Raw genomic sequence first — 12,284 nt, 5'->3', positions numbered from 1 at the left:
AGGCGTTAGTTGGTCGCAATCGGCTCGAGCTTGTTGCAGCCGATGATCTGGCCCTGATTGGCGCGCTGGACCAGGACCGCGACGCCTTGCTCGGGTCCGAAGCGATCCGCCGGCACGGTCCATTGCGCCGAGCTGCCATCCCAGCGGCTGACGACCTCGAAATGACGCACGATATTGAAATTCTCGAGCGTTCGTCCGTCATTCTCGCCGGCCCCGATCTTGGTGGCGACGCGACGGTCGTATACGGCCAGCGCGATGTCGGCGGGTTCGTGGCCAAGATCGAAGGGCGCCAGCCGGATGACGAGTGGGGCGTTGACGGCGTGGGTCAGCTCCGGAGTCGCGCGCCGGGGGCAACGGGAGCGCGCCTGATCCAGCATGTCTTCCACGCTGGCGCTTGTGACCGCGGGCCGGTGCACGATGCCGTCGACCACCATCTCCGGCGTATAGACATAGCGCTGTTTCAGATTCCGGGCATACGCGCGCTGGCGCAGCGTTGTGGTCGACGAGGCGAACTTGTCCTTCCAGCCGATATAGTCCCAGTAATCGACGTGATAGGAGAGCGCGACGATGTCGGCGCGGCGCGCCAACATCCCCAGGAGCCGATCGGCCGGCGGGCAGGAGCTGCAGCCTTGCGAGGTGAAGAGCTCGACCGCCCATGGACCAGCCGCGGCCTCGCGCGCGACAGCGCCCTCGCGGCGGCTCGCAAGTGCGGTGGCCGTGAACGCTGCGGCACCCGTCAGGATCAGACGGCGCCCAAGCATGGACACGCTCGACATGGTTCTAGAATGGACAGATCGGACGCTCTCGGCCAATCAACAAACGGTTAGCGGCAGCTGGACTCGTAAAAGGTGATAATATAACAAATTTGCCGATGCCGACGCCCGTTTCACCAGGCACTGCCCTGCTCGCGATGAGCGCATCCAGCCGGGTCGCTGCGGCACTGGCTGTGGCGGCGCTGCTGTGGCTCTGCGTCTGGGCAGTCATCTGAGGCCCTCATGAACCCGGCGTTTCGCTTGGTCGATGTCACGGTCAGCTACGATCGCCATCCGGCCGTGCACCACGTGTCCGTCGACATCCCGGCCGAAGAGATGACGGCGATCGTCGGTCCGAATGGCGCCGGCAAGAGCACGCTCCTCAAAGCCCTGCTCGGCCTTGCGCCGCGGATCGAGGGCCGGATCGAATGCCACGCGCAGCGCATCGCCTATCTTCCCCAGCAGGCGGAGATCGATCGCAGCTTCCCGATCTCGGTGTTCGACACCGTATTGCTGGGCGGCTGGACGCGCTTCGGCGGCTTCGACGCGGTCACCAAGACCGATCTCAATGACGCTTGGCGTGCCATCGAGGCGGTCGGACTCGCCGGCTTCGAACAACGGCCCATCGACACTTTGTCGGTTGGGCAGTTCCAGCGCGTGCTGTTCGCCCGCCTGTTGCTGCAGGACGCCGATCTCGTGCTGCTCGATGAGCCTTTCGCCGCGGTCGACGCCAAGACGGTGGCCGATCTCATGGTCGTGATCCGGCGTTGGCGCGCGGAGAAGCGCACGGTGGTTGCCGTTCTGCACGATTTCGATCAGGTCCGGCGCGAGTTTCCCAACAGCCTGCTGTTGGCCCGCGAACTCGTGGCATCGGGACCGACCGAGCGGGTGCTCTCGGCCGAGAACCTCCTGCGTGCGCGGGCGATGGCCGAAGCGTGGGACGAACATGCCGGCGCCTGCGACATGCCGATGCGCTTGAGCGCCTGATCGGCGGCCCATGCTCTACGATCTTCTGATTGGGCCGTTCGCCGATTTCGGCTTCATGCGCCGCGCGCTGGTGGCAAGCCTTGCTCTGTCGATGGGCGGCGCCTCGATCGGCGTGTTCCTGATCCTGCGGCGCATGACACTGATGGGTGATGCGTTGGCGCATGCGCTGCTGCCCGGCGCGGCGCTGGGCTTTCTCCTGGGCGGCCTTTCGCTTCCGGCAATGAGTCTCGGCGGATTTCTTGCCGGCATCGCCACGGCGCTGGCCTCCGGGGCGATCGCCCGGTTCACCAGCATGCGCGAGGATGCGAGCTTCGGAGCGGCGTATCTGACGTCGTTGGCGCTCGGCGTGATGATCGTCTCCTTCCGCGGTTCGGCGATCGATCTGATGAACATCCTGTTCGGCGCCATTCTCGCTGTCGACAACACGGCCCTCATACTGGTGGCAGCGACGACGACCGTTACCCTGGCCGGGCTTGCCGCGATCTATCGGCCGCTGGTCGTGGAATGCTTCAACCCGGGCTTCCTCGCCGCCATGGGCGTAAGGGGCTCACGTTATCATTATCTCTTTCTGGCGCTCGCCGTGCTCAACATGGTGGCCTCGTTCCAGGCGCTGGGCACGCTGATGGCGCTTGGCCTCATGCTTCTGCCGGCCGTCGCGGCCTCGTTCTGGGCGCGCGAAGTGTGGTCGATGACCGCGATCGCCGCCCCCATGGCGTTTCTGTCGGCGACGATCGGCCTGCTGGTATCGTTCCATGCCGGATTGCCGTCCGGCCCGGTCATCGTGCTGATTGCCAGCCTGTTCTTCCTTGGCTCGTTGCTCCTGGGCTCCCGCGCCTCGGTGCGGGCAAGGCTGTCGCAGCGCGTGCACCTTCGGGCATAACCTGTCTTCATGTCGTTGGACAGTAATGCCGCGGTCGCGCTTGCGGCTTTCGTGATTGGCGCGCTCTTCGGAGCCTTGGCCCGCTGGTCCGGCTTCTGCCTGCGCGGCGCCGTCGAGGACACTCTCACGATCCCCGAGGCGCCACGGCTGCGCAGTTTCCTGCTGGCGATGGCGGTGGCCTTTCTCGGCGTCCAGGCGCTGGTCCTGACGGGCCGCCTCGATCTGTCGAGGGCGGTGGTGCTGCCGCAGAGCCTATTCTGGGGTGGCGCCCTGCTGGGCGGTGCGTTGTTCGGCGTCGGCATGGTGCTGACCGGCGGCTGCGGCACGCGCCTGCTGGTGCTCATGGCCGGCGGCAATCTGCGATCGGCGATTTCCTTTCTCGTCTTCGCGCTCGTCGCCTATGCCACGATCCGCGGCATCCTCGCGCCGGTGCGCAGTGCGCTGATGGCGCTGAGTTCGACGCCGCTCGGACGGCAAACCTTGCCGACGACTGTCGGCGTGATCGTCGCCGCGTTGGCGCTCGTCGGCGCTTTCTGGCGCCGTGTGCCGCCACGGCATCTGGTGGCGGGTCTGTTGATCGGTCTGCTGGTCCCGGCCGGCTACCTCGCCACGACGCTCCTGGCTGACGAGTTCGATCCGCTGCCGGTGGAGAGCCTCAACGTCACCCGCGCCGGTGGCGATGCGCTGGTCTATCTGCTGATCTGGACCGGAGCGAAGATCAATTTCGGAATCGCCTTTGTCGCCGGCATCCTGGTGGGCGCGGCTGTCATCGTGGCGTTGCAGGGCGACTTCAAACTGGTGGGGTTCGATCGGCCGGTCGACATCTTGCGTTATGCGTTCGGCGCGGCGCTCATGGGAGTGGGCGGCGTACTGGCGCTGGGCTGCACGATCGGCAATGGTCTCACCGGCGTCGCGTCCTTGGCGCCGACCTCGTTCATCGCCGTCCCGGCCATGGTCGTGGCGGCGGCGGCGACGTTCAAATGGCGTTGGAGGAGACAGGCATGACGGCTTCACCGGTTCCTGGCGTGGCACTCAAGACGGTCACGGCAAACAACATCCACATGCGTTACGCCGAGATCGGCAGCGGACCGCTGGTGCTGTTCTGCCACGGCTGGCCGGAGAGCTGGTATTCCTGGCGGCATCAGTTGACGGCCCTGGCTGCCGCTGGCTTCCGCTGCGTGGCGCCCGACATGCGCGGTTACGGCGGCACGGAGTCGCCGGAGCCGATTGACCAGTACACGCTGCATCATCTGGTCGGCGACATGGCCGAACTCACCAAGGCGCTGGGCGAGACCAAGGCCTATATCGTCGGCCACGATTGGGGCGCGCCAGTCGCCTGGCACGCCGCGCTCTGGCGGCCCGACCTCTTTCCGGCCGTTTGCGGCATGAGCGTGCCCTACGCCCCGCCGGGCCATGTCGACATCCTGACTGCGCTCGACAAGCTCGGCATCCACGACTTCTACCTGCAATATTTCCAGAAGCCCGGCGTGCCCGAGGCCGAGCTGCAGCAGGACATCAAAGGCGCCCTGCGTCGCCTCTATTATGCGGCGAGCGGCGACGTCACCGAACAGGGCAAGGGATTTGCGCGGCTCACCGCCGGGTCCTTGCTCGGCAATACGGTCGATCCGGCCGCGCTGCCGGCCTGGCTGCGGTCCGAGGATCTCGACTATTACGCCCAGGAATTCTCCCGCACCGGCTTCCGCGGTGGCCTCAACTGGTATCGCAACCTGCGTCGCAACTGGGAACTGGCGGCACCGTGGCGCGGTCAACCGATCCGTCAGCCATCGTTGTTCATCGCTGGCAGCCGCGATGGCGTCCTCAGGTTTCCGGCGGCTCAGGCGCAGCTCGACGCCTATCCCAAGACTCTGCCCGGTCTGAAGGGCAGCCATATCCTCGACGGTGCCGGCCACTGGGTGCAGCAGGAGCGCGCCGACGAGGTCAACCGGCTGCTGATCGCATTCCTGAAGGGGCTCTAGATCTTCGGAACCGCGCGCTTCCAGGCGATCCATCTCCGCACGGGAAGCGCGCGGTGCACGATATGACTATTTCTTCTCCTCGAACTTGAGCGCCGCGCCGTTCATGCAGTAGCGCTGGCCAGTCGGTTGCGGGCCGTCCGGGAAGACGTGACCGAGATGGCCGCCGCATTTGGCGCAATGCACCTCGACACGCGTCATGCCGTGGCTTTGATCGACCGAGGTGTCGACGGCAGCGCCCATCGGCGCCCAGAAGGATGGCCAGCCCGAGCCGCTTTCATATTTGGTCGACGAGTCGAATAAGGGTTCGCCGCAACCGGCACAGCGGAAGATGCCCGTGCGCTTCTCGTTGTTCAGCGGGCTGGTGAAAGGCCGCTCGGTGCCATGATTGCGCAGCACATGGTGCTGCAGCGGATCGAGTTCCTGGCGCCACTCGGTATCGCTTTTGTCGATGGGGGTCTTGGTGCTCATGATGTCCTCCGATTGACTGCCGATCTCCGCTCACACAACGTATTCAGACCAGGCTTCGCAACTCCGTCGTCGTCACCGACAGCATGGCGAGATCGAGCTGGCCCGTGCCCGACAGCTCTTCCTTGAGCCGGTCGACGCGCTCGAGGGCGAGCGGCCGGCCCTCGGCCCAACGGGACAGCGCGACGTCCGGATCGGCTGCGCCATCGGCGCCGGCGGCACGCAGGACGGAGCCGAGCAGGTCGGCATGCAAGGCTGCCAGCTCGTCCGCCATGGACAGCGCCGCCTGCGCCGGCCACTGGCCTTCGCGCGGCAGCTTTTGCGCGCCAATGGCGAGGGCGGCCAAAGACAGCCGCTCGCCGAGCCGGAAGTAGAGGCGCGCCGCGTCCTCGATGCTGCAGCCGTTGGCGCGCGCCGCCAGCATCAGATCGCCGGCGCTGGCAAGCGTCTCCAGGGATGCGGCGCGCCGTGCCACCGCCGGCGGCGCGCCAAGCGCCTCGAAGGTGGCGCCGCGCTCGTTCAAGGCGGCCGTTTCGGCCGGACCGATCATCGTGGGATGCAGGTCGCCCAGCGCCGCGACCGCGGTGCCGAGCTGGTCGGTCGCGGCCAGCGTGTCGATTGGCTGCGGCAGGCGACGCAAGGTCCATTGCACCGTGCGGATCAGGAACCGCTGCGAGGCCACGAGCATGCGGATCTGCGCTTCGGCCTTGAGCGACTCGTCCAGCGCCTCGATATCGGTCCAGAGATCGCGCAGGTTCCAGGCGTCGCGCACCACGGCGAAGGCCCGCGCGATGGCCGCGGCCGACGCGCCGGTGCGCTGGCCTACGCTGCGCACGAAGGTCGGACCGCAGCGATTCACCATCGAGTTCACGACCTGCAGCGTCGTGATTTCACGCCGCAGGCGATGGTCGCGGATCGCGCTCTCGAATTTCTGCTCCAGCGTGGTCGGGAAGTAGCGCAGCAGCTCGCTTTCCAGCAGCGGATCGTCGGGCAGATCCGAATTCAGGATCTGCTCGGCGAGATCGATCTTGGCATAGGCCAGCAGGACGCAGAGTTCCGGCCGTGTCAGGTACTGGCGGTTCTGCGCGCGGGCGCGCATGGCGGCCGAATCAGGCAGGAACTCGACGGCTCGGTCCAGGCGACCCTGGCGCTCGAGCGCACGCATGAAACGCTCCAGCCGATCATGCTCCTCCCCGGCCTGCGCCTCGGCAATGCTGATGGCTTGGCTCTGCTGGTAGTTGTGGCGCAGCACGAGCGAGGCGATCTCGTCGGTCATGCCGAACAGCAATGCATCGCGATCGGCGACGTCGAGCTGGTCGCGCTCGATCGCAGTGCCCGTCACGATCTTGATGTTGACCTCGTGATCGGAAGTGTCGACGCCGGCCGAATTATCGAGCGCATCGGTGTTGATCCTGCGTCCTGCGAGCGCCGCCTCGATGCGGCCGCGTTGCGTGAAGCCGAGGTTGGCGCCCTCGCCCACGACCCGCGCCCGCACGTCGGCGGCGTTGATGCGCAGCGCATCGTTGGTTCGATCGCCCGCCTCGGCATTGCTTTCGCCGGAGCTTTTCACATAAGTGCCGATACCGCCGAAATACAGCAAATCGACCGGCGCCTTCAGGATCGCACGCATGAGATCGATCGGGGTCGTGACGGGCTGTTCGATGCCAAGCGCGGCGCAGGCGGCCTCCGACAGCGTGATCGATTTTGCCGTGCGTTCGTAGAGGCCACCGCCCGCAGACAGCAACTTCTTGTCGTAGTCCATCCACGAGGAACGCGCCAACTCGAACAGCCGCTTGCGCTCGGCCCAGCTGATCTCCGGGTCGGGCGACGGATCGATGAAGATGTGGCGATGATCGAAGGCTGCAACCAGCTTGATCTGCCTGGACAGCAACATGCCGTTGCCGAACACATCGCCCGACATGTCGCCGACGCCCGCGACCGTGAAGGGCGTGCGCTGGATGTCGGTGCCGAGCTCCCGGAAGTGCCGCTTCACCGATTCCCAGGCGCCACGGGCAGTAATGCCCATCTTCTTGTGGTCGTAGCCTGCTGATCCGCCCGAGGCGAAGGCATCGTCGAGCCAGAAGCCGTAATCGCGCGCCAGCGCGTTGGCGATGTCGGAGAAGGTCGCCGTGCCCTTGTCGGCGGCGACCACCAGGTAGGGATCGTCGCCGTCGTGGCGCACGACCTGCGGCGGCGGCTTGACTGCGCCGGCGATGTAATTGTCCGTGAGATCGAGCAGGCCGCGTATCAGCGTCTGATAGCAGAAGACGCCTTCTGCCTGCAGTTGCTCGCGGCTGCCACCCTGGGGCGGCCGCTTGACGTAGAAACCGCCCTTGGAGCCGGTCGGCACGATCACGGCGTTCTTCACGATCTGCGTTTTCATCAGGCCGAGAATCTCGGTGCGGAAGTCCTCGCGGCGATCGGACCAGCGGATGCCGCCGCGGGCGACGCGGCCGCCGCGCAGATGGATGCCTTCCATGCGCGGACTGTAGACGAAGATCTCGACCAGTGGCCGTGGCGCCGGCAGGTCGTCGATGGCGCGGCTATCGACCTTGAAGGAGATCCATTCCTTTACCTCGCCGGCCGTGTCCCGTTGCCAATAGTTGGTGCGCAGCGTGCAACGCACGGCATTGAGGAAGCGCCGCAGGATGCGATCCTCGTCGAGCGTGGCGACGGCCTCGACAGCCCCGCTCAGCGCGGCTTCGACCGAGTCGATGCGCTCGGCGCGACGGTCTGAGCGCGCCTCGCCCAGGGCCGGGTCGAGGCGGGCACGGAAGAGATCAATCATCCCGCGCACGATCGCCGGATAGGCGGTGAGGACCCGCTCCATGTAGTCCTGGCTGAAGGCGATACCGGCCTGCCGCAGATACTTGGCATAGGCGCGCAGCAGAGCCACTTCGCGCCAGGCCAGCCCGGCGCCCAGCACCAACCGGTTGAGGCCATCGTTCTCCATGGCCCCCGCCCACAAGCGGTCGAGGGTCTCGGCGAAGCGTTCTCCCACCGCAATGAGATCGACGGCGGACTGGTCGGCCGTCTCCACGCTCAGCACCTGCAGCGCCACGCCGCTTGGCGCCGCCTCCGCGCCCAGCAGGAACGGCGCCTCGCTCAGGACGCGCAGGCCGAGATTCTCGGCCAGCGGCAGGATGTCGGAGAGCGCGATCGGCTCGCCGGGATGGAACAGGCGCACGCTGAACCGATGCGGCGGCAGTCCCGGGTCGCGATTAAGGCGGACGCCGAACGGGGCGCCCGCGAGGGCGGCCTGCAGCGGCTCGATATCGGCCACGGCATGATCTGCGTCGAAGCTGTCGCGGTACACCGGTGGGAAATAGCCGCGCCAGGTGCGCGCCGCGGCGCGTCCTTCGGCATCGCCCAGCTTGGCCTGCAGGGCCGCGCGCAGGCGGTCGTTCCATGAGGTGGCGGCTTCGGCGAGCGCCTGTTCGAGTGCCACAAGGTCGGGGGTGGGCGCATTGGGGCGGTCGAGCTTGAGCGTATAGAGCGCGCGGGCCAGCGCCGACTCGTCGCTGCTGGCGCCGGTGATGGAGATGACCTTGCCGTGCCAGGCCTCCTGCAGCAGATGGCAGAAGCGCTCGCTCAACGCCGCATCGAAGCGCTCGCGCGGCGCGAAGACCAGGCACGTGGCGAAGCGGCCAACTGCATCGCGTCGCGTGAACAGCGCCACGCGACGACGTTCCTGCAGCTGCAGGATGCCGAGCGCGTGCTTGTAGAGCGTGTCCTCGTCGATCTGGAATAGCTCATCGCGCGGATAGGAATCGAGGATGGCCAGCAGCGCCTTGCCATCGTGGCTGTTGGGATCGAGGCCGGCGCGCCGCAGCACGCTGTCGACGCGTCCGCGCAGTAGCGGCACTTCACGCACCATGGCGTGATAGGCGGTCGAGGTGAACAGGCCGACCAGTCGCCGCTCGCCGGTCACGCGGCCATCCGGGTCGTGTGTCTTAACGATCACGCAGTCCATGCCGCCGGTGCGATGAACCAGCGACAGCCGATCGGTCTTGACGATCATGAGCTGCTGCGGGCCGCGCGCGAAGCGCGCCATCGCCTCGCCGCCGCCGAGGCCGGCATCGAACAGATGCACCTCGTCGCGCCGCAGGATGCCGAGCGCCGAGCCCGGGATCAGGTCGTAGCGGAGGCCACCGGGATGTGTCGCGTCATCGACGTAGCGATAGCGGCGATGGCCGAGAAAGGTGAAGTGATTCGACTCGAGCCAGCACAGGAATTCCTCCTGCTCGGTGTGAGCCGTGCCGCTGCCGGCCATCAGGTCCTCGAGCGAATCGAGGCAGGCCCGGCGCAGCGCCGGCCAATCCTCGACCGCCATCCGCACCTCGCCGAGCACGCGGGCAAGCGTGGCCGCCAGCTCGTCCAGCACCTCCGGCTCGGCCTGCCGGTCGATCTCGATATGCATCATCGACTCGGGCCGCGCCCGTTCGCCCGCCTCCGTCGCCACTTCGATCAGGTCACCATCGAGATCGCGCCGCACCGCCATAACCGGATGCGCCAGCAGATGGACCGAGATCTCGCGGCGATTGAGCTCGTTGGTGATCGAATCGACCAGGAACGGCATATCGTCGTTCACGATCTGAACGATCGTATGTCGGCTTTCGAAGCCATGGTCGGCCAGGGTCGGATTGAACACGCGCACCTTGGCGATCCCGGGCAGGCGCCGCCTCGCGAAATTCAGAAGGCAGACAGCGGCGGCCGCGCGCTGCTCCATGGGCGCCGCCGCCAGGTCCCTGTCCGCCACGCGCTCATAGAGGCGCCGAGCGAATTCGGCCGCGCCCTGGCTCTGGGACTGGCTCGCGGCGGCCGCGCAGATAGCATCCAGGCCGTAGATTCTCGGTGCGAGTACTGTTGCCATCGATCTTTCCTACGCTGTCGGCGCTGCCTGGATGGTACGCCGCACCATGACAATCTGACGACGAAGACTTGGCAGGCCAGAAGTGCCCACCGCATCGGCCCTTTCGCTCTATGGCCCGACGCCGCCGGGCTGATTCGCTGGGCTTTCTGTTTGGGACCCACGGAATCCGCGGGAAAGCGCGTTTTGTTCTCCTCCCATGCTGCATCTGCGAAGAGTCTGCCGAGGCCAAGAAATCAGAATCTGTAGGGTCATTTTTTCATTTCAAAACAATGCACTAAGAGACCATTCCTGAGATTCACATTAGTGGAATAAAATTGGCGATGACAGGGCGGCCGCTACGCGTATCATCAAGGAATAGTGGGGCTGGGCCAACCGGTCCCTAGATGTAGGTGTCTTCCACAAACTGTTTTATCCACAGGTGTGGACAAGAAGAAAATGGGGGCCGCAAGTGTTTGATGTTGTTCAAGTTCGAAGCGGTGCTCGGGTTGTTACCGACTCCTCTCGGGACGCCCGCCTGACGGCCTTCGGCAAGGCCACCCTGGCCGACCGGTACCTTCTGCCGGGCGAAAGCTACCAAGAAATGTTTGCGCGCGTCGCCTCGGCCTATGCCGACGACGATGCCCATGCCCAGCGGCTGTATGATTACATCAGCAACCTCTGGTTCATGCCCGCGACCCCCGTGCTCAGCAACGGCGGCACGTCGCGCGGCCTGCCGATCTCCTGCTTCCTGAACGAGGCCAACGACTCGCTCGAGGGCATCGTCGGGCTGTGGAACGAGAATGTCTGGCTGGCGGCGCGTGGTGGCGGCATCGGCTCCTACTGGGGCAATCTCCGCTCGATCGGCGAGAAGGTCGGCATGAACGGTAAGACCTCCGGTGTCGTGCCCTTCATCCGCGTGATGGACTCGCTGACGCTTGCCATCTCCCAGGGCTCGCTGCGTCGCGGCTCGGCCGCGGTCTACCTGCCCGTGAACCATCCCGAGATCGAGGAGTTCATCGAGATTCGTCGCCCCACCGGCGGCGACCCCAACCGCAAGGCGCTCAACCTCCATCACGGCCTGCTGATCTCCGACGCCTTCATGCGCGCCGTCGAGGCCGACGAGGAATGGGCGCTGACCAGTCCCAAGGACGGCGCCGTCCTGCGCAAGGTGTCGGCTCGCCATCTGTGGATCCGCATCCTGACGGCGCGCATCGAGACCGGCGAACCCTACCTGGTGTTCGTCGATCACGTGAACAAGGCGATGCCGGAGCACCACAAGCTCGCGGGTCTCGAGGTCAAGACCTCCAACCTGTGCAGCGAGATCACGCTGCCGACCGGCGTCGACCATCACGGCAAGCAACGCACGGCGGTGTGCTGCCTCTCGTCCCTCAACCTCGAGACCTATCTCGAGTGGCACGAGCATCCGACCTTCATCGAGGACGTGATGCGCTTCCTCGACAATGTGCTGCAGGGCTTCATCGACAATGCCGGCAGCGACTTCGCCCGTGCCACCTATGCCGCCATGCGCGAGCGTTCGGTCGGCCTCGGTGTCATGGGCTTCCACTCCTTCCTGCAGCAGAACAACATCCCGATCGAAGCGGTGATGGCGAAGGTGTGGAACAAGAAGATGTTCAAGCACATCCGCGCCCAGTGCGACCAGGCATCGAAGATGCTGGCCGCCGAACGCGGTGCCTGTCCCGATGCCGCCGATTTCGGCGTCCAGGAGCGTTTCTCCAACAAGCTCGCCATCGCGCCCACCGCCTCGATCTCGATCATTTGCGGCGGCGCCTCGCCCGGCATCGAACCGGCGGCGGCCAACGTCTACAATCACAAGACGCTGTCCGGCTCGTTCGTGGTGCGCAACCCGTACCTGGAAAAGGTGCTGGCGCAGAAGGGCCGCAACGACGAGGACACCTGGACCTCGGTCATGACCAGCCAGGGGTCGGTGCAGCATCTCGACTGCCTCGACGATCACGAGAAGGCCGTGTTCAAGACCGCCTTCGAGATCGATCAGCGCTGGCTGGTGGAGCACGCGGCCGACCGCGCGCCGTTCATCTGCCAGAGCCAGTCGCTCAACCTCTTCCTGCCTGCGGACGTGCACAAGCGCGACCTTCACCAGATCCACATGATGGCCTGGAAGCGCGGCGTGAAGAGCCTCTATTACTGCCGCTCGCTGTCGATTCAGCGCGCGGACATCGTCTCGAACGACGCTGTCGTCTCGCCGCTCGGCGATCAAGCTCTCTCCGTGCCTAGAGTAGACGTCCCCGCGCCCTTGCCGGTCGGCACGCCGCCGGCCGGTGGGGCCAATAACAACGACTATGAAGAGTGTCTAAGCTGCCAGTAACGCGTCCCCGATGACGGGCTGCCGAAAG

General features: G+C 65.9%; 8 protein-coding genes. 5 read left to right on the top strand and 3 right to left on the bottom strand.

Annotated features, from left to right (window positions below; genetic code table 11):
- Positions 1–5 precede the first annotated feature (5 nt).
- Positions 6–761: a DUF1223 domain-containing protein gene (locus B5D62_RS16080; RefSeq protein ID WP_170920968.1), complete on the bottom strand. Its 756-nt coding sequence runs from the start codon at positions 759–761 to the stop codon at positions 6–8.
- 234 nt (positions 762–995) lie between these two features.
- Here B5D62_RS16080 and B5D62_RS16075 point away from each other — a divergent pair, with 234 nt between their 5' ends.
- The 4 genes from B5D62_RS16075 to B5D62_RS16060 are packed head-to-tail and all read left to right on the top strand — an operon-like array spanning position 996 to position 4,595.
- Complete coding sequence (locus tag B5D62_RS16075; protein WP_085934927.1) at positions 996–1,739, top strand: metal ABC transporter ATP-binding protein; 744 nt, start codon at positions 996–998, stop codon at positions 1,737–1,739.
- A 10-nt stretch (positions 1,740–1,749) separates the two neighbouring features.
- The gene (locus B5D62_RS16070) at positions 1,750–2,619 is read left to right on the top strand and encodes a metal ABC transporter permease (protein ID WP_085934926.1); all 870 of its coding nucleotides are present in this window, start codon (positions 1,750–1,752) and stop codon (positions 2,617–2,619) included.
- Positions 2,620–2,628: 9 nt separating this feature from the next.
- Positions 2,629–3,624, top strand: a complete 996-nt coding sequence (locus B5D62_RS16065; RefSeq protein ID WP_085934925.1) for a YeeE/YedE family protein — start codon at positions 2,629–2,631, stop codon at positions 3,622–3,624.
- Entirely contained in the window at positions 3,621–4,595 is a 975-nt protein-coding gene (locus tag B5D62_RS16060) for an alpha/beta fold hydrolase (RefSeq protein ID WP_085934924.1), read from the top strand. Before B5D62_RS16065 ends, B5D62_RS16060 begins: the two co-directional genes overlap by 4 nt.
- Positions 4,596–4,661: 66 nt before the next feature.
- On the opposite strand, the gene msrB is transcribed toward B5D62_RS16060, so the two are convergent.
- A complete protein-coding gene (gene msrB, locus B5D62_RS16055; protein ID WP_085934923.1) occupies positions 4,662–5,063 on the bottom strand; it encodes a peptide-methionine (R)-S-oxide reductase MsrB in 402 nt (133 codons plus the stop codon).
- Between the two features lie 43 nt (positions 5,064–5,106).
- A complete protein-coding gene (locus B5D62_RS16050; protein WP_085934922.1) occupies positions 5,107–9,933 on the bottom strand; it encodes an NAD-glutamate dehydrogenase in 4,827 nt (1,608 codons plus the stop codon).
- A 448-nt stretch (positions 9,934–10,381) separates the two neighbouring features.
- Between B5D62_RS16050 and B5D62_RS16045 the strand changes: the two genes are divergently transcribed.
- Positions 10,382–12,256, top strand: a complete 1,875-nt coding sequence (locus tag B5D62_RS16045; protein ID WP_085934921.1) for a ribonucleoside-diphosphate reductase subunit alpha — start codon at positions 10,382–10,384, stop codon at positions 12,254–12,256.
- The last annotated feature ends 28 nt before the right edge of the window (positions 12,257–12,284 follow it).

Source organism: Enhydrobacter aerosaccus (assembly GCF_900167455.1).
GTDB classification, from domain to species: Bacteria; Pseudomonadota; Alphaproteobacteria; order Reyranellales; family Reyranellaceae; genus Reyranella; species Reyranella aerosaccus.
The sequence above is the reverse complement of the archived record's forward strand: the minus strand, read 5'-3'. Positions and strand labels throughout refer to the sequence as shown.

Excerpts from the sequence above, each read along its gene's own strand:
- B5D62_RS16080 (WP_170920968.1), bottom strand. The coding sequence starts at position 761 with ATGCTTGGGCGCCGTCTGATCCTGACGGGTGCCGCAGCGTTCACGGCC.
- B5D62_RS16075 (WP_085934927.1), top strand. The coding sequence starts at position 996 with ATGAACCCGGCGTTTCGCTTGGTCGATGTCACGGTCAGCTACGATCGC.
- B5D62_RS16070 (WP_085934926.1), top strand. The coding sequence starts at position 1,750 with ATGCTCTACGATCTTCTGATTGGGCCGTTCGCCGATTTCGGCTTCATG.
- B5D62_RS16065 (WP_085934925.1), top strand. The coding sequence starts at position 2,629 with ATGTCGTTGGACAGTAATGCCGCGGTCGCGCTTGCGGCTTTCGTGATT.
- B5D62_RS16060 (WP_085934924.1), top strand. The coding sequence starts at position 3,621 with ATGACGGCTTCACCGGTTCCTGGCGTGGCACTCAAGACGGTCACGGCA.
- msrB (WP_085934923.1), bottom strand. The coding sequence starts at position 5,063 with ATGAGCACCAAGACCCCCATCGACAAAAGCGATACCGAGTGGCGCCAG.
- B5D62_RS16050 (WP_085934922.1), bottom strand. The coding sequence starts at position 9,933 with ATGGCAACAGTACTCGCACCGAGAATCTACGGCCTGGATGCTATCTGC.